Below are 17,221 nucleotides of genomic sequence, written 5' to 3'. Positions count from 1 at the left end.
GATGGCCCAGGCCTTCTGCCGTCTGGCGTGGGCGCTAGTCTTAACCGCCTGCACGGCTCCGGTCGCCTGCGCAGAACGTATCGTGCTGATCCCCGGCGGGCCAGACGTGCAGGCTGTTTTGGACAAGACCGCAGATGGCGACACCATAGTCTTGGAGGGTCGCCATCGCGGCCCGATCCGCGTCACGCGCAAAGTGACGCTCGAAGGCGCGCCGGGCGCGGTGCTCGAAGGCTCGGGTCGTGGTAGCGTAGTCACCATTGCGGGCCCGAACGCCGTGGTCCGCGGTCTCATCATCCGCGGCTCCGGCACGAACCTCGAGGCGATGGATGCGGGCGTGTTTGTCGAGCAGGCAGCCGCGGGTGCGCTCGTCGAAGGCAACCAGATCGAGGGCAATCTCTACGGCATCTACCTGCACGGCGCCACGAACGCGGTCGCACGCAAGAACACCATCGTCGGTATCAAGGAGGGCCGCGTCAACGAGGCCGGCAATGGCGTATCGGTGTGGAACGCGCCGGGTGCCAAGGTTCTTGACAATGATATCCGCTTCGGCCGCGACGGCATCTTCGTCGTCGCGAGCAAGGGCAACGTTTTCAAGGGCAACCGGTTTCGCGACCTGCGCTTCGCGATCCACTACATGTACACGAACGACAGCGAGGTCAGCGACAACATCTCGACGGGAAACACCGCGGGCTTCGCCATCATGTACTCCCACCGCCTGAAGGTCACCGACAACGTCTCCGACGGCGACCGGGACCGTGGGCTGCTCTTCAACTTTGCCAACGGCTCCGAGATCGCCGGCAACGAGGTGCGAGGCCGACTCCAGCCGGCGGAGCGTTGGGCGAGTCCGGGCATGCGCAGCAAGGAAGCAGTTGAGCATGGGCTGCCGACGGCCGACGAGATGCAAGCGCCCCTGGCGGGAGCGCGCAACGGACCGGAAAAGTGCGTGTTCATTTACAACGCCAACAAGAACCGGTTCCGCGGCAACCGGTTCGAAGGATGCGAAATCGGCATCCATTTTACTGCTGGCTCCGAGGGCAACGAGATCTCGGGCAACTCCTTCGTCAACAACCGCAATCAGGTGAAGTACGTCGGTACCCGCTACCTCGACTGGTCGAAAGACGGGCGCGGCAATTACTGGAGCGACAATCCGGCGTTTGATCTCAACGGCGACGGCATCGCCGATGCAGCCTACCGACCCAACGATCTCATCGACAAAGTCCTATGGTCGGTTCCGCAGGCCAAAGTGCTCGTCAACAGTCCGGCAGTGCAGATCCTTCGCTGGGCCCAGACCCAGTTTCCCGCGCTGCTTCCGGGAGGTGTCGTCGACAGCCACCCCCTGATGTCGCCCCCTCGGCGGACTGCGGAAGGCGGAGGTCGATCCTGATGCCGACCGTAGAGATTAGGAGCCTGACCAAGCACTACGGAGCGATTGAAGCGGTGCGCGACGTCTCCTTCGATCTACATGCGGGGGAGGTTATCGCGCTCGTGGGTCACAACGGCGCCGGCAAGACGACGCTGTTGAAGCTCATGCTGGGCCTCGTCCGCCCGTCGGCAGGGACGGTCCGCGTGCTGGGTGAAGATCCAGCGGCTGGCGAGTTCGCCGCGCGGCGCCGCCTCGGCTATCTGCCCGAGAACGTGTCCTTCAATGCGGCGCTGACAGGACGCGAGGTGCTCTCCTTTTACGCGCGCCTGAAGGAACAGCCCGTCGCACAGGCGCTTTCGCTGCTCGATCAGGTCGGCCTTGGTGTGGCCTCCCAACGGCGGGTCGGGACCTACTCCAAAGGCATGCGACAGCGTCTCGGCCTGGCGCAGGCGCTCATAGGAGAGCCGCAAGTCTTGCTGCTGGACGAGCCAACTACGGGCCTCGATCCGGCCCTGCGCCTCGAGTTCTACGAAATTGTTGAAACGCTGCGCAGCCGGGGAGCGACGGTGGTGCTTTCGTCGCATGCCCTCGCCGAGCTCGGTGAGCGGGCAGGGCGCGTGATCATCATGAACCGGGGGACGATGGTGGCCAACGGATCGCTCGATGACTTGCGGCACCTTGCCCGGCTTCCCTCGAAGATCCGTCTCACGGTCGCGGAGGGCGCCAGCGGCATTCCCAACTGGCTTGGCGCACTTCCGAGCTGGCGCCAAGTGAACGGACACATCGTCGAAATCGATGCCGTTGCGGAGGACAAGATCGCGCTGCTGCGACGCGTAACGGGCGCTGGTGCTCCCATCGTCGACGTCGACGTGGTGCCACCTACGCTCGACGAGGTTTACGCCCATTTCTTGCAAAGGGGCGCGGCGCAATGAGAAACATGCTCGTGATTGCCGGCAAGGAGATCCAGGAGAGCCTGCGCAATCGCTGGGTGCTCGCCACGACGCTTCTGTTGGCCGCGCTTGCCCTGACGCTCACCCTGCTCGGCAGCGCACCGACGGGCACCGTCGGCGTGCGTGCTCTTGATGTGGTGATCGTCAGTCTTTCGAGCCTCACCATCTTCCTCCTGCCGTTGATTGCACTTCTGATCTCGCACGATGCGATCGTGGGGGAGATCGAGCGCGGCACCATGCTCTTGCTGTTAAGCTACCCCGTCGGGCGCTGGCAGGTCCTGCTCGGCAAATTCATTGGTCACCTCGCGATCCTCGCTTTTGCGACCGTCCTCGGCTACGGCGCTGCCGTAATCCTACTCGCCACCTCAGGCACAGAGATCGACGCTGACAGCCTGACCGCCTTCGCCATGATGATCGGATCATCGGTGCTGTTAGGTGCTGTCTTCATCGCCATCGGGTATCTCATCAGTGCGCTCGTTCGCGAGCGGGCCACTGCGGCTGGAATTGCCATCGGGATTTGGCTGCTTTTCGTCGTCCTCTACGACATGGCCCTGCTTGGCCTGCTCGTCCTCGATCAGGGCCGCACGATATCGGCTGGCGTCCTGAGCGCGCTCCTGCTTGCCAACCCAGCCGACATCTATCGCATGTTCAATCTTGCCGGCTCCGCCAACGTTAGCCTGTTCTCCGGAATGGCGGGGCTTGCCGAGACGATGACGCTGGGTCCCCTGCTACTGCTGGCCGCGCTCTTGACGTGGGCCTTGCTACCGCTGGGGCTCGCTGTCCTCGCCTTTTCCCGGAGGGAGCTATGAAGACGTTTGCCCTGATTGGCGTCGCCCTCGGCACGATCGCACTCGCTGCATGCACGGAAGAGGCGCCTAAGGCACCTCCCGTCCCGCGCGCGCTCTCCGCCGAGGCGGTGGGGCATTACTGCGGGATGAACCTGCTTGAGCACAAGGGCCCGAAGGGTCAGATCATCCTTGGCAGTTCGAGCGAGCCCATGTGGTTCTCCTCTGCTCGCGATGCTTTCTCCTTTACGATGCTGCCCGACGAAGCCAAGGACATTCGCGCCATCTACGTGTCGGACATGGCGAAGGCGCCATCCTGGGACAGCCCAGGCCCCACCAACTGGGTCGATGCGCGCAAGGCATTCTTCGTCATCGGCAGCAGCAGGCAGGGTGGCATGGGAGCGCCGGAGACGATTCCCTTCTCCGACCGAGTTGCCGCCGAAAAGTTTGCCGTCGAGTATGGCGGCCGCGTCGTCACTTTCGAAGAGGTACCCAAGGACTACGTCCTCGGCTCGGAGCCCGGCGCAGGCGGTGCCGAACCGCACGTTGGCCATGGTGGCCCGGCGGGCTCACCATCACCCTAGGAGGATGCATGGAGCGCAAAGTCGGCAGACGCAGGTTCCTGACGATCAGCGCCGCGGCCGCCGGATTGGCTGTGGTACCGATCGGCGCGCCGAGGACGGCCGCGGCGGGGTCCCTCGTAGAGTGGCGCGGCATCTCGCTTGGCAGCGTCGCTACCATTCGCATTCACCATCCCGACAGAGCTGCAGCGGCGGACCTCATCAATCAAGTCGTCGCCGAGTCGCAGCGGCTGGAGCAGATATTCAGTCTCTACCGGGAAGATTCCACGCTGTGCGAACTCAACCGCAGCGGGGTGCTGGCGGCGCCTCCCGCCGAGCTGTCGGACCTCTTGGCTTCGTGCGATCATTTCTGGCGCCTGACCGGCGGCGCCTTCGATCCTTCCGTGCAGCCGCTCTGGCGCTGCCATGCGGATCATTTTGCGGTTGTTCGCGATGCTTCCCAGGGACCGTCTTCCGCGAAGATAAGAGATGCACTTGATCTGGTCGGTTGGGGGAACGTGCGCTTCGACCGCGATAAGGTCGTATTCGCGCGTCGGGGAATGGGGTTGACCCTCAATGGCATCGCGCAAGGTTACATCACGGACCGCGTTGTCGAGCGTCTACGAGCCTCCGGGATTCAGAACTGCCTCGTGGATATGGGCGAGATTCGCGCACTCGGCGCGCGTCCTGACGGCCAGCCTTGGCGGATTGCGATCGAGGGTTCGCAGGCCGAAGTCTCAGGGTTCGAAATTCCCGCAACGAACAGGTCCGTCGCGACCTCGGGTGCGCATGGATTTCAGTTCGATGAGCGAGGGCACTACAATCACTTGTTCAATCCAGTGACGGGTACATGCGCCGAGCCTTTGAGAAATGTGTCCGTGGTTGCAGATATGGCAACCACGGCCGACGCGCTCTCAACCGCGTTCGCGCTCATGAAGGATGAGGCGATTAGTTCGACTCTAGTGAGCACGGATGACGTAAAGGTCCTTGTCTCGGGCGCCGGCGATACGCGGGAGCTCACGGCTCTGACGGCGCATCTAGGTGTCCGTTCCAAGGTTGACTGAGGTCAACATCCGCTCGTCAGGGCGCGCTAATTGGGGATGCTCGGGCTGTCTTTTGATCTTCTTGCGCACCTGCCTGGACAGGCAAGCGTCGGCAGCATCGTGGCGATGAATACCAGTGTGCCGCTCATCCTCCCCCCTTGAGGAGTGGTGCTGGCGGTGAACGCGTTTGCAGTTCCAATCCTGCTCGACATGAGCCAAGCAAGCCGGTGAGGATCCTAGCCAGAAAGCAAACATGGGAACTAAGGGGGCACCGTCGAGCAGGCAACTTCCACTAATGGGCGCAGCGGTCGCGCTGCCGAATTAGCAGAAGTCGCGCCGGCAATGCTCTCCAGAGCTGACAAGGTCTGATCTCAACTGCGGGCCAATGTCGAACGACTTGGACCGCCAACGCACCTAGACCGACGCCTGTCGAACGCATTGCGTTAAACAACGGGTGGGTGACTCAACCCAAGGGTCGAGCCAGTCAGACGTCACGCTGCCCTTGGACCCGGATCGTCGTCGCCGGGAAACTGTCCGCGCGGTGCTGCGCGATGTAACGGGCGTACATTGTCTTCGCGCGTCTGATAGACCTTCGTCAGGCGAAGTCGCTCCTGTCGGCCGTATGGCATTTCAAGCGTGCTCTCGTCGCCGCCCTTGAGCCCTAGCAACGCAAGCCCGCGCAGCGTCGTCACCGGCAGCGTCAGCCGCGACGGGCGCGTTCCCGGCTCCGCGGTCAGGACGAGGCTCTCGCAAAGCTGGTCGTCGATGATGAAATCCACGCGGCGGCCGATCGTCGCGACGTTGCAGTCCATGACGCTGTGCGCGATGACCGCCGCTCCGGCGATCTTCGCGCGCAGCAGCCGATAGAACACCGGGTCGGTGATGTCGCTGTCGAACAACTGCTCGAGAACGTGGAAATCCCTCACAGAGAGTTGGCAAGGCGGCAGTCTGGTCATGGCGCGCTCCATCGGCCGCGCATGGGGGCGCGGCCTCTCATACAAAGGGTGGTGGAAGTGGTACTCGCCTGGCTCCGGCGGCTTTGCCGCCGTGCCAGGATCAGGATCCTGCGGCGACGCGCGCCTTCTGAGGCCTGCGGGACTCGGCCGGTGCCACCGACAGCACAGCGAGCGTGTGCGCGCAGCCGTCCGGCCCCTCCAACGGGATCGCCTGTCCCGGCGACATGCCAATTAGCGCGGTGCCGATCGGCGTCAGCACCGAGATCTTCCCGCTGTCGATGTCGGCATCCGCCGGATAGACTAGGCGGACGCGCCGACGCTTGGCGTCGTCGATACTGAAGTCCACGACGGACTCCATGCGCACCACATCGTCGGGAACATCGGCGTCGCCCACCACGTCGGCCCGCTCCATCTCGAACAGCAAGGTGTGGCCCACGGTTCCCGCTGAGCCGGTCAGCGTTGCTGCGATGGCGAGCGCGGTCAACCGGTGCTCGTCGGACCGGCCGACGACGATAGGGGGTAGGGATGCGTTGTGAAGACGCTGAAGCATGATGACCTCGGTGCCTGCGCTCTGGGGCGCACACATGACGAAGATGCGAATCGCTGTTCGCGTTGCTGCTCGGGTTGTTCAGTGATCCCGGCGGGCGGGGCACGTTAAAAGCCGCGCCGGGCCTAAAGGCCTGCGGCGTCGCCACCCTCACCGGGGAGCTTCAAGTAATATATGGCGGGTACGAACATGCCCCTAACATGGGGCCGAGGCCCCGAAAGTCAACACCGCAAGGGCTGGCGGTCAGAGGTCGCGCCAGCGCGCCGCCGGGACCGGAGTCCTATTCGCACATGGCGAGCCGATAGGCGCGGCGGCGGGCCATAGGCGCGCGAACGCCACGTGAAGCTCACACGCCAGATGGAGAAGTGCATTGCGGCTCATCATGAACACGGCACCGTAGTCGACAGGAAAACGAGGTATGCGCGTGCCGTGGTTGATGCGCTTCAACGGCCGGGCGCCACCGTACCGATCATGCCCACCGGGCCTTAGCGCGCCGCGCGCGATGGGCCGCTTTACCTCCCGCAGCAGACGTTGCGGAGGTCACGTCGGTAGAGAAAGGGGGGAGTGCATCGACTTCCGCATATGGGACTTTTCGTCCGTGACAGACGGCGTGCCATTGTCTCAACTGTCAGAGACAACGCGTTGCTCCAGCGCCGCTAAGTCATTGACTTCTATACAACCCAAAAAGCCGCCAAAGTAGCAATGCGCGTTGAGGAACTTGAGTAATTCCTTGCCTCTTAATCAGCGGGTCGAAGGTTCGAATCCTTCATCACCCACCATTCTTTTCAAGCCTTTGGGATGGCCAACTCTGGCGTCGCGGGAGAGCGATTGGCTCGCCATTGGCACTTACGCTCGTTCATTTGCTTGAAGCCTGCGTGGCGAGCACTCGGCCCGCCACGCAGTGTCGTGCGTCACCAAGTGTAGACGTACTTCAGGTTCCAGCTGTTGTTGTCGGAATGGTTCTGTCCCTTGAAGCTGGTCGAGTAGCGGGCGGTGATCGACTGGCCCTTGTACGTAAACACCATGACGCCGAGACCGCCGTCGAACACCCAGGATTCCGGAACGATGCCGTAGGCGTCGGAATGCTCATAATCGAGAGCGATGAACGGCTCGAGCCACTGATTGACGCGCCAGCCGAAGCGATTGTTGGTGTAGAATGTCGTGCCGGGCTTGACGCCGTCGACCAACGGCGATTGCCACATGAAACCGGCATCGCCCGTCCAATCGAGTTCCCAGATCAGCGGCGTGTACCACAGCATGCTGGTGAGGTTTTTCCAGTTGCCGTCGCTGACGCTCTTGTCGCCCCAGGGGATCTGCAGGAACGACTGGATACCGAGAGTCGATTGGGGTGTCGGCTTGAACCAGGCAGCAAAGCCCGTGTAGGTGTCGCCGAAGCCGCTGCGGTGGCGATCCGCGGGATCCACCGCATCGCGATCCCGGATCGAGATTTCCGGCTGGATGATTTCCCACGCGAGGCCGATGTTGCGGTTGAAGTCCGGCGTCCAGAAGTGGACGTATTTCGATAGTCCGACGATGCGCTGAGCACCCGAGCCAGCGACTAGATCGCCGTTTGCGTCCCAACGTTGCGAGTCGTTCTGAACGTAGGCGTACTGAACGAACACGTTGAACGGATCGAAGTTCACCGGCAAATCGTACTCGTGCGGGCCGATGACATCGAACACGGTCTGCGCACGCGCTGGTTCGGCGCCCAAGAGCGCGCATCCTGTCGCCAGTACTGCAACCGTACTGCGTAGTGGCAGCCCGTTCGCCCAAGCGGACCAATTGATTGAGGCCATTCCCTGTATCCTTTTTTGCATTCAGCGTTCGCACGCAGCCGATCGTCTCGCTGGAAACGACCAGCAAGGAACCATCCCGGCAGGCGATGCCTCCGGGCGCTGTGATTGATCGGAGAACTAGATTGGACGCAGACGACTGCCGAACTGGGCAGCTCACTTTCGGCGCATCCGAAGTGGCGGACGGCCTACGCTGGCGGTAACGCCATAGTCGGGATCGACGGAGGGACCAGCGGCTGGCGACGAGAAAGCCGACCGCTGGTCATGGGTGAGGTCACAAGGCCGGGCAATGGAGCGAAACCCGGCCGGACCGGACTATCGATGCGCCGAGCAGAAGCGCCTCGATAGTACCGGTGCGGCCCCCCCGTCCCCCGTCTCCGATTACGCGACGGCGGATCCAGCAATCGAGTGCTGCATGAGTACGCTCGAATGTGGCTCCATTTTTGATCTTTGCAAACGGTATGCCACCGCGTGCTTTAATCTGCGGAGATATTCGCTGGCCAATAAGTCTTTGAAGTAGCGTAGGTATTCTGCGCGATTGGGAACGCGCCTGTGCAGGTGTTGTGTGTTGGCGTGTAACTCGGCTTGCGTGCGTTACAGTGTGGTGGACCGCCCGCGAAAACCGGATTTGCAGAAACTACCCAATGAATGGCGCGCACGGTCATTGGCTTTCGCAATTGGCGAGGCTGTTAGAAGCTTGGGGGTTGCCGCGCGCTTTGCGCTAGGGCTTGCGGCGCGGGGCTGGCATCAGGTCAGTGATGGTGCCTTCGAACATCTCGGCTGCCTGGGCAATCGTCTCCGATAGCGTCGGATGGGGATGAATGGTGGCGCTGATGTCGGTGGCGTCGGCGCCCATCTCGATGGCAAGCGCGGCTTCTGCGATCAGATCGCCAGCGTTAGGCCCGACAATCCCGCAACCAAGAATGCGATGCGTGTCCGGATCGAAGAGGATCTTGGTAAGCCCGTCGTCGCGGCGCAAAGACAATGCACGCCCCGAAGCCGCCCAGGGAAAGCTTGCCTTCTCGTTGCGGATGCCATTGGTCTTAGCCTCGACCTCGGTGAGGCCGACCCAGGCGACTTCCGGATCGGTGTAGGCAACGGACGCAATCACGCGGGCGTCGAATGCGGATTTCATGCCGGCGGCGACTTCCGCTGCTACCTTTCCTTCGTGCACGGCTTTGTGAGCAAGCATCGGCTGGCCAACGATATCGCCGATAGCGAAGATGTGCGGAACGCTGGTGCGCATGCGGCGATCGACCGGGATGAATCCGCGTTCGTCGACTGCGATGCCAGCGCTTTCGAGCGCCAGCGTCTTGCCGTTCGGCGAGCGGCCGACGGCGACGAGAATCTTGTCGAAGCTCTGCGGACCGGGGACGTTGGCCCCGGCGAAGGTCACGGCAAGTTTTTTGCCGGATGCATCGACGCTTGCGACTTTGGTGCCGAGCAGGATGGCGGCGTACTGGGACTTGATCCGCTTCATCAGCGGCTTGACGATGTCGGCGTCGGCACCGGGAATGATCTGGTCCAGCATCTCGGCAATGGTGATGCGGGTGCCGAGTGCGTGATAGACCGTTGCCATCTCCAGACCGATGATACCGCCGCCGATGACGAGCATCGTCTCGGGAATGTCGGTGATTTCGAGAGCGCCGGTGGAATCGATGATGCGTGGATCAGATGTGGGCAGGAACGGTAGCCGCACGGGCTCCGATCCGGCGGCAATGATTGCCTGATCGAAGGTGATGCGCGTGATTTCGCCCTTGGCGCCGGTGACCTCCACGCTGTGCGCGGACACGAAGCGCCCGGTGCCCGTTACAACTTTGACGGCACGCTGCTTGGCCAACGCTGCAAGGCCGCCGGTCAGGCGTTTGATGACGTCATTCTTCCATCCGCGCAGCTTGTCGAGATCGACCGACGGCGCCGCAAATGCAATGCCGGCGGCGCTGAATTCCTCGGCCTCTTCGATCACCTTGGCTGCATGCAACAATGCTTTTGAGGGGATGCAGCCAACGTTGAGGCATACGCCGCCGAGCACGGGTGAGCGCTCGACGAGCGTGACTTTCTTTCCGAGGTCGGCGGCGCGGAAAGCGGCAGTGTAGCCGCCGGGGCCGGCACCGAGGACGAGGATCTCGGTCTGCAGTTCTGACTGGTTTGGCATTGCGCTGGGCTGGGCTCAGAGGACGAGTTGGCGGACATCGCCGAGAACTTCGGCAAGGCGACGCGTGAAGCGTGCGGCGAGCGCTCCGTCGATCACGCGGTGATCGTAGGAGAGGCACAGAGGCAGCATGAGGCGCGGCTCGAAGCTGTCGCCGTTCCAGACGGGGGTCATGCGGGCGCGGACGACGCCGAGGATCGCCACCTCTGGCGCGTTGACGATGGGGGTGAAATTGGTTCCGCCGATGCCACCCAAGCTCGAGATGGAGAAGGTGGCGCCTTGGATGTCCGTCGGGGCGATTTTCCCGTCGCGCATCTTTTGGGAGACGCCTGCCAGCTCCTGACTGAGCTCAATGATGCGTTTGCGGTCTACATCCTTGATCACCGGCACGACGAGGCCATCCGGTGTATCCACGGCGACGCCGATGTTGAAGTAATGCTTCAGGATCAGCTCCTCGCCGGAGGGAGACAGCGAGGCATTGAACTCGGGATGCTGCTTCAGCGCGGTCACGGTTGCCATGAGCAGGAACGAGAGCAGCGTTACACGGTAGCCTTTGTCCTTCGCGGCAGCATCGAGCTGTTTGCGGTACACCTCGAGCTCGGTGATGTCGGCCTCGTCGGTGTGCGTGACGTGCGGAATGTTGAGCCAGGCGCGGTGGAGGTGGGGCCCCGACAGCCGCTTCATGCGCGACAATGGCTTAGTGCTGATGGGGCCGAACTTGGCGAAGTCCTGCGCGGGGATTGCCGGTATGCCAGCTCCCTGCGCGGCACCGCTGGCACCCAACGCGCGTTTGACGTCGTCCTTGGTTATGCGGCCTTTGTCGCCGGTACCTTTGAGCTTCGTCGGGTCGATGTCGAGTTCTCTCGCGAGTCGACGCACGGACGGACTGGCGTAGATGCTGCCGAAGTCGGTAGGTGCCGGGAACGGGCCTGCATGGCCGTTGCCGTTCGACGTGATAGTTGGAGATGACGGCGCTGCGTTCTGTTCAGCTGCACTGCCGCCGGGCGCTGATGCGGATGCGGCAGCAGCGGTATCGGCGATTTGTGCGGTGTCGCCAGCTGTGCCTGCGGCTGCACCTTCGGGCAGCAGTTTGAGGATGAGACTGCCCGCGCTGACTTTGTCGCCGACGCCGATGTTGATCTCGGCGACGCGTCCCGATGACGGGGCCGGGACTTCCATCGTCGCCTTATCGGATTCGAGCGTGATCAGTGGATCCTCGGCGCGAACGCTGTCGCCCGGTTTCACCAATACCTCGATGACGGGAACGTCGGCGTAGCTGCCGATGTCAGGGACCCGGATTTCGATCGTGTTCATAGCTGTCTGGTCCACGTTGTGCGGGTCATGCCTTCACCGGATTGGGCTTGTCGGGGTCGATGCCGTAGCGCGCGATTGCGTCGGCAACGACGGTCGATGGAAGTTTGTTCTCGTCCGCGAGCGCCTTGAGCGCGGAGACGGCGACGAAGTGGCGATCAACCTCGAAGTGGAAGCGCAAGCGGCGGCGATAGTCGGAGCGGCCGAAGCCGTCGGTGCCGAGTACGCTGTAGGAGTACGGCACGAAGGCGCGCACCTGGTCGGCGAAGGCTTTCATATAGTCGGTCGAAGCGATGGCGGGGCCGGCCGGTCGATCCGACATCACGCGCGTGATGTAGGGAACGCGAGGCGTCTCCAACGGATGCAGGAGGTTCCAGCGCTCAACCTCCTGAGCTTCGCGCGCCAGCTCGGTGAAGCTGGTAACGCTCCAGATGTCGGCACCGATGCCGAAGTCCTTTTCAAGCAGCTCTGCGCCGGCGATCACCTCGCGCAGGATCGCTCCCGAGCCCATCAAGTGAACGCGGCGGCTTCCCTTCTCGCCCTCAGTGCTGCGGAGAAGATAGATACCCTTGATGACGCCTTCCTCGACGCCTTCGGGCATCGCCGGGTGAGTGTAATTCTCGTTGAGGACGGTGAGGTAGTAGAAGACGTCTTCCTGCCGCTCGATCATGCGCTGCAGGCCGTTCTGGATGATGATCGCGAGCTCGTAGGCGTAGGTGGGATCGTACGAGATGCAATTGGGGATGGTGGCAGCGAGGAGATGGCTGTGCCCGTCCTCGTGCTGCAGGCCCTCTCCGTTGAGGGTCGTGCGGCCGGACGTTCCGCCGATGAGGAATCCGCGGGCGCGGCTGTCGCCGGCTGCCCAGGCGAGATCGCCGACGCGCTGGAAGCCGAACATCGAATAGAAGATGTAGAAGGGGATCATCGGAAAGTTGGAGGTGGAGTAGCTGGTCGCTGCAGCAATCCACGACGACATGGCGCCTGCCTCGTTGATGCCCTCCTGCAGCATCTGCCCGCGGCTGTCCTCCTTGTAGAACATCAGCTCTCCAGCGTCGGATGGACGGTAGAGCTGGCCGACCTGGCTGAAGATGCCGAACTGGCGGAACATGCCTTCCATGCCGAAGGTCCGGCTTTCATCCGGCACGATGGGCACGATGCGGGGCCCGAGGGTCTTGTCGCGCAGCAGAGTGGAAAGCACGCGCACGAAGGCCATGGTGGTGGAGATCTCGCGATCCTCGGTGCTCTTCAGCTGACCTTCGAATTGCGTCAGCGTGGGAGCGGGAAGGCTCTCCGAGCGCCGGCGGCGCGCGGGCAAGTATCCGCCCAGGCGATCGCGCCGCTCCTTGAGGTAGCGCATCTCCTCGGAATCTTCGGCGAAGCGAATGAATGGCAGCTTCTCGATTTCTGACTCGGGCACCGGAACCTGAAAGCGGTTGCGGAACTGGCGCAGGGCATCGATCTCCATCTTCTTCTGCTGATGGATGATCATCTGCGCTTCGCCGGCGTTGCCCATGCCGTATCCCTTGACGGTTTTGGCAAGGATGACAGTCGGCTGTCCGCGGTGCTCGACGGCCGATTTGTAGGCGGCGAACACTTTCGAGGGGTCATGGCCGCCGCGCGTCAGCTTCCAGATGCGCTCGTCGGACCAGTCGGCAACCATCGCGGCGGTTTCGGGATAGCGGCCGAAGAAGTTCTTTCGGATATAGGCGCCATCTTTCGATTTGAAGTCCTGGTAGTCGCCGTCGACGCACTCTTCCATCAGCTGACGCAGCTTGCCGGAAGTGTCGCGCGCCAGAAGCTCGTCCCAGTTGGAACCCCAGATGACCTTGATCACGTTCCAGCCGGCGCCGCGGAAGTTGCCCTCGAGCTCCTGGATGATCTTGCCGTTGCCACGCACTGGGCCGTCGAGCCGCTGCAGGTTGCAATTGATGACAAAGATGAGGTTGTCGAGCTTCTCGCGCCCGGCAAGCGAAATGGCGCCGAGGCTTTCGGGCTCATCCATCTCACCATCGCCGCAGAAGACCCAGACGTGGCGCCTGTCGGTGTCGAGCAGCTCGCGACCTTTGAGGTATTTGAGGAAGCGCGCCTGATAGATCGCCATGAGCGGACCAAGGCCCATGGAGACTGTCGGGAACTGCCAGAAATCGGGCATCAACCAGGGATGGGGATAGGAGGAGACGCCGTTGCCATCGACTTCCTGCCGGAAGTTGCAGATCTGCTCCTCGGTGAGCCGTCCTTCGAGGAATGCGCGCGCGTAGATGCCAGGCGAGGAGTGACCCTGCATAAAGACAAGATCGCCGCCGTGTGTCGCGGATGGTGCGTGCCAGAAATGCTCGAAGCCCGTGTCGTACAGCGTGGCTGCAGACTGGAAGCTGGCGATGTGGCCGCCCAGTTCGGATGAATCCTTGTTCGCACGCAGCACGATCATGGCCGCATTCCAGCGGATGGCGGAGCGAATGCGATGCTCGACGTCGAGGTGGCCCTCGTGCTTGGGCTCCTGGTCGGCAGGAATGGTGTTGACGTAGGCGGTGCGTGCGGCAAACGGAAGCTGGGCTCCGGAGCGACGCGCCTCATCGACGGCTGTCTGCAGCACCTCATCGGCGCGATGCGTTCCATCGAACGCGATGACAGAGGAAATCGCGTCCAACCATTCGCGCTCTTCGCGCAGCTTGTCGTTCGCTTCGTTCTGCATCGTCGGTGGTCCTCGAATTGGGGTTACGAAAGCCGCACGTCACCGCGCCGTCGTGCATGCGTTATGCAACACGACAGCGGGAAGCCGCAGATTTCGCGGTCATTGGGGATGCCGCTTCAGCGGCATCCCGGTCTCGGTGGGGTGGGCGGTTGCTATGCCTCTAGCTTTTCCCCAGTGGGCAAGCTGCGCAGCCGCTTGCCAGTGGCAGCGAAAATGGCGTTGCAGAGTGCCGGAGCGAAGGGCGGAACGCCGGGCTCACCGACTCCCGTTGCGTGGTGCGTCGGTGACGTCGGTTCGATGATGTGCACATTGACCTTCTGCGGAAAGTTCCCCATGCGCGCGACGGAGAAATCGCCGAAGTTGGACTGCTCGGCGCGTCCGTCTTTGAAGGTGATGCCACTGTACATCGCCGTCGACATACCCATTACGGCCGCACCTTCAACTTGCGAGCGAATGCGCTCGGGGTTGATGTAGAAGCCGCAATCGATGGCGGTCGTGACCTCAGGAACGCGAATGGTGCCATCGTCGTCGATCGCGACGTGTACGACCGACGCCACATAGGTGACGAACGAGCGGTGGACCGCGATACCTAGACCTTGCCGGTCGGGGAGCTTTTTGCCCCAGCCGGCCTTGTCCGCGGCGACGTTCACAACGTTCTTCAGGCGTGCCGTATCGATGGGAAATTCCGGATAAGGCTCGCCGTAGTTCCAGAAGTCCTCCGGCATGCCTGCGGTCTTGATGTCGATGACGCGGTCGGGGCCGATCATCTCCAACAGCATGTCCTTGGGATCGCGGCCGAGCTTATGGGCGAGCTCGGTGACAAACGACTGCACCGCAAATGCGCGCGGGATATTGGACACCGAGCGGAACCAGCCGATGCGTGTGTGCGCGAAGGCCTGTCCGTTCTCGCAACGGATGTTCGGGATGTCGAACGGCATATCGACAAAGCCCATGCCGTATTCGATCTTGAACTGGTAGCCGCTGTCCTCGGCGAAGGTCGACAGGATCGACGGAGCAACCGTGCGATGCCTCCAGCCGGTGACCTTGCCGGCCTTGTTGAGTGCGACCTCGATCCTCTCTGCCGAGGTGGTGTGATAGAACGCGTGCTGCAGGTCGTCCTCGCGCGTCCATTGCACGCGCACTGGCGTGCCGCCGAGCGCCTTGGAAAGCTGCACGGCTTCAATGGCGAAGTCGCACTTCGATTTCCGACCGAAGCCACCACCGAGCAACGTCACGTGCACAGTTACGTCTTCGATCGGCACGCCCATCGTCTTGGCGATGTCTTCGCGCGTGCCATAGGGGCTCTGGACCGGCGCCCAGACCTCGATCTTGCCGTCGACGATGCGGGCGAGGGCAACGGGCGGCTCCATAGAGGCTTGGGCGACGTGCTGCTGCGTGTAGTCGGCGGCGAACACTTCGGCTGCGTTGGCGAAGGCTGCGTCGGCATCGCCCTGGTTGCGGATCACCTTCCCGGGCTTTGCCGCCGCGGCGATCATGGCATCGCGATAGGCCGGGGAGTTATAGACGGCATTTGGCCCATCCTCCCATTCGATCGCGAGCTTCTCGCGGCCCTGCAATGCTGCGTAGGTCGAGTTGGCGATGACGGCGACGCCGCCGAGGGGAGCAAACTTTGCAGGTGCTGCCCAGCCACCCATTTCGTGCACGGCCTCGACGCCTGGCACCTTCTTGGTCTCGCTCGCATCGAACTTCTTGACCTTGCCGCCGACGACAGGCGGGCGCGCGATCACCGCGTGCTTCATGCCGGGAAGTCGCACATCAGCGCCGTAGATCGCCTTGCCGACCGTGATGTCGTGCAGGTCGACGATCTGCGTCTTGCCCTTGCCCATGTAACGGAACTGGCTCGGGTCCTTGAACGTGATCTGATCGGGCCGCGGCACTGGCATCGCCATGGCGATGGTCGCAAGCGCGCCGTAGCCGATCTTCTTTTTCGACTCGGTGAGCTTGCCGTCGGGGCCCTTGGAGAGTTGGACAACCTCGTGGTTCGACGCTTTGCACAGCGAGCGGTCGACACCCCAATGGACGGCTGCTGCTGCTTCGAGCATGAAGCGCATGGCCGCGCCGCACTCGCGCATCGGCTGGATGAAGTGGCGCACGCTGCGAGAGCCGTCGGTGTCCTGGTTGCCGTAGCGAGGCTCATCGCCCGGTGCCTGGACGACGCGAACGCGCTGCCAATCGGCTTCCATCTCATCGGCAACGACCATGGGCAGGCTGGTGCGTGCGCCTGTACCCATTTCCGAGCGATGGGCGACGATGGTGACCTGGCCGTCCTTGTCGATAGCGACGAAGACGTGCGGATCGCTGACGACGCCGTGCGGCATGCCGGCGGCGCCGGTTGGGTACGCGTCATATGCGTTGGCCGTACCGGGAACGATCTGCAGCGCCAAGGCGACGCCCGAGGTCTTCAACACGCCGCCGATGAAGGAGCGCCGGCTGACGTTCTCAAGAATGGCGCGCACCGGCGGGTTGTCCGCAGGGCCGCTTTGCTTTTCGAAATAGTGCAGCATGATCAGACGCCCCCCGCCGCAACGCGCACGGCAGCGTGAATGCGCTCATAGCACCCGCACCTGCATATGTTTCCGGTCATCTCATCGACGATTTCTGCATCCGTCGGGGCGCGGTTCTTGGCGAGCAGAGAAGCTGCCTGCATCATCTGGCCAGCTTGGCAGAATCCACACTGGGGAACGTTCAGGTCACGCCATGCCTGCTGCACGGGGTGATTACCGTCGGCGCTCAACCCTTCGATCGTCGTCACCTTCTTGCCGGCTGCTTCGCTGACCGCCGTCTGACAGCCGCGAACCGCCGTGCCGTCGAGATGCACGGTGCATGCGCCGCAGAGTCCTACTCCGCAGCCATATTTCGTGCCCGTAAGCCCAAGCTCGTCGCGCACGAACCAAAGCAGTGGCGTGTTGGGGTCGCCGTCGAATTTTATTTCTTTGCCGTTCACGCTGATGGTGAGCATTGCTGTCCTCCCTTCGCTCCCGAGAAGTCGCCCGCTGCTGCCTGCTCAAATCCCCGACCCGCGCTGCTCAAGATGCGCGGGTCGGGGCC

At 62.8% G+C, this 17,221-nt stretch carries 13 protein-coding genes; 5 read left to right on the top strand and 8 right to left on the bottom strand.

The window, feature by feature from the left end; all coding sequences use genetic code 11:
* Position 1 precedes the first annotated feature (1 nt).
* Genes ACP15D_RS02980 through ACP15D_RS02960 form a run of 5 tightly spaced genes read left to right on the top strand, consistent with a single transcriptional unit; the run spans position 2 to position 4,722 of the window.
* Entirely contained in the window at positions 2-1,384 is a 1,383-nt protein-coding gene (locus ACP15D_RS02980) for a nitrous oxide reductase family maturation protein NosD (RefSeq protein WP_424956084.1), read from the top strand.
* Positions 1,381-2,295, top strand: a complete 915-nt coding sequence (locus tag ACP15D_RS02975; RefSeq protein ID WP_424959162.1) for an ATP-binding cassette domain-containing protein — start codon at positions 1,381-1,383, stop codon at positions 2,293-2,295. The genes ACP15D_RS02980 and ACP15D_RS02975 overlap by 4 nt, the downstream gene beginning before the upstream one ends.
* Positions 2,292-3,122 carry an ABC transporter permease subunit gene (locus ACP15D_RS02970; protein WP_424956083.1) on the top strand — a complete coding sequence of 277 codons (831 nt, stop codon included), beginning with the start codon at positions 2,292-2,294 and terminating at the stop codon, positions 3,120-3,122. The genes ACP15D_RS02975 and ACP15D_RS02970 overlap by 4 nt, the downstream gene beginning before the upstream one ends.
* On the top strand, positions 3,119-3,682 hold the full coding sequence (locus ACP15D_RS02965; protein WP_424956082.1) for a nitrous oxide reductase accessory protein NosL: 564 nt from the start codon (positions 3,119-3,121) through the stop codon (positions 3,680-3,682). Before ACP15D_RS02970 ends, ACP15D_RS02965 begins: the two co-directional genes overlap by 4 nt.
* A gap of 8 nt (positions 3,683-3,690) precedes the next feature.
* The gene (locus ACP15D_RS02960) at positions 3,691-4,722 is read left to right on the top strand and encodes an FAD:protein FMN transferase (RefSeq protein ID WP_424956081.1); all 1,032 of its coding nucleotides are present in this window, start codon (positions 3,691-3,693) and stop codon (positions 4,720-4,722) included.
* 470 nt (positions 4,723-5,192) lie between these two features.
* On the opposite strand, the gene ACP15D_RS02955 is transcribed toward ACP15D_RS02960, so the two are convergent.
* The 8 genes from ACP15D_RS02955 to ACP15D_RS02920 all read right to left on the bottom strand — a co-directional run bounded on the left by ACP15D_RS02955 (position 5,193) and on the right by ACP15D_RS02920 (position 17,132).
* Positions 5,193-5,657, bottom strand: a complete 465-nt coding sequence (locus ACP15D_RS02955) for a hypothetical protein (RefSeq protein WP_424956080.1) — start codon at positions 5,655-5,657, stop codon at positions 5,193-5,195.
* A gap of 100 nt (positions 5,658-5,757) precedes the next feature.
* Positions 5,758-6,207, bottom strand: a complete 450-nt coding sequence (gene rnk, locus ACP15D_RS02950) for a nucleoside diphosphate kinase regulator (protein WP_424956079.1) — start codon at positions 6,205-6,207, stop codon at positions 5,758-5,760.
* A gap of 908 nt (positions 6,208-7,115) precedes the next feature.
* Complete coding sequence (locus ACP15D_RS02945) at positions 7,116-7,916, bottom strand: transporter (RefSeq protein WP_424956078.1); 801 nt, start codon at positions 7,914-7,916, stop codon at positions 7,116-7,118.
* Between the two features lie 802 nt (positions 7,917-8,718).
* Entirely contained in the window at positions 8,719-10,152 is a 1,434-nt protein-coding gene (lpdA, locus tag ACP15D_RS02940; RefSeq protein ID WP_424956077.1) for a dihydrolipoyl dehydrogenase, read from the bottom strand.
* A gap of 15 nt (positions 10,153-10,167) precedes the next feature.
* Positions 10,168-11,463, bottom strand: coding sequence for a 2-oxo acid dehydrogenase subunit E2 (locus tag ACP15D_RS02935; RefSeq protein WP_424956076.1), 1,296 nt, complete (start codon positions 11,461-11,463; stop codon positions 10,168-10,170).
* A gap of 25 nt (positions 11,464-11,488) precedes the next feature.
* Positions 11,489-14,152 (bottom strand): pyruvate dehydrogenase (acetyl-transferring), homodimeric type, encoded by a 2,664-nt coding sequence (gene aceE, locus ACP15D_RS02930; RefSeq protein WP_424956075.1) that lies wholly within the window; start codon positions 14,150-14,152, stop codon positions 11,489-11,491.
* 152 nt (positions 14,153-14,304) lie between these two features.
* Positions 14,305-16,677 (bottom strand): molybdopterin cofactor-binding domain-containing protein, encoded by a 2,373-nt coding sequence (locus tag ACP15D_RS02925; RefSeq protein ID WP_424956074.1) that lies wholly within the window; start codon positions 16,675-16,677, stop codon positions 14,305-14,307.
* A gap of 2 nt (positions 16,678-16,679) precedes the next feature.
* On the bottom strand, positions 16,680-17,132 hold the full coding sequence (locus ACP15D_RS02920; protein ID WP_424956073.1) for a (2Fe-2S)-binding protein: 453 nt from the start codon (positions 17,130-17,132) through the stop codon (positions 16,680-16,682).
* Positions 17,133-17,221 lie beyond the last annotated feature (89 nt).

This window comes from Hyphomicrobium sp. 1Nfss2.1 (genome assembly GCF_965243865.1).
In the GTDB taxonomy this organism is placed as follows: Bacteria; Pseudomonadota; Alphaproteobacteria; order Rhizobiales; family Hyphomicrobiaceae; genus Hyphomicrobium_A.
Note: the sequence above shows the minus strand (reverse complement) of the source record. Positions and strands in the feature narration are given on the sequence as shown.

What these genes read in the sequence shown, in the direction of transcription:
- ACP15D_RS02980 (WP_424956084.1), top strand. Translation starts at nt 2, where the DNA reads ATGGCCCAGGCCTTCTGCCGTCTGGCGTGGGCGCTAGTCTTAACCGCC.
- ACP15D_RS02970 (WP_424956083.1), top strand. Translation starts at nt 2,292, where the DNA reads ATGAGAAACATGCTCGTGATTGCCGGCAAGGAGATCCAGGAGAGCCTG.
- ACP15D_RS02965 (WP_424956082.1), top strand. Translation starts at nt 3,119, where the DNA reads ATGAAGACGTTTGCCCTGATTGGCGTCGCCCTCGGCACGATCGCACTC.
- ACP15D_RS02960 (WP_424956081.1), top strand. Translation starts at nt 3,691, where the DNA reads ATGGAGCGCAAAGTCGGCAGACGCAGGTTCCTGACGATCAGCGCCGCG.
- ACP15D_RS02955 (WP_424956080.1), bottom strand. Translation starts at nt 5,657, where the DNA reads ATGACCAGACTGCCGCCTTGCCAACTCTCTGTGAGGGATTTCCACGTT.
- rnk (WP_424956079.1), bottom strand. Translation starts at nt 6,207, where the DNA reads ATGCTTCAGCGTCTTCACAACGCATCCCTACCCCCTATCGTCGTCGGC.
- lpdA (WP_424956077.1), bottom strand. Translation starts at nt 10,152, where the DNA reads ATGCCAAACCAGTCAGAACTGCAGACCGAGATCCTCGTCCTCGGTGCC.
- ACP15D_RS02935 (WP_424956076.1), bottom strand. Translation starts at nt 11,463, where the DNA reads ATGAACACGATCGAAATCCGGGTCCCTGACATCGGCAGCTACGCCGAC.
- aceE (WP_424956075.1), bottom strand. Translation starts at nt 14,152, where the DNA reads ATGCAGAACGAAGCGAACGACAAGCTGCGCGAAGAGCGCGAATGGTTG.
- ACP15D_RS02925 (WP_424956074.1), bottom strand. Translation starts at nt 16,677, where the DNA reads ATGCTGCACTATTTCGAAAAGCAAAGCGGCCCTGCGGACAACCCGCCG.
- ACP15D_RS02920 (WP_424956073.1), bottom strand. Translation starts at nt 17,132, where the DNA reads ATGCTCACCATCAGCGTGAACGGCAAAGAAATAAAATTCGACGGCGAC.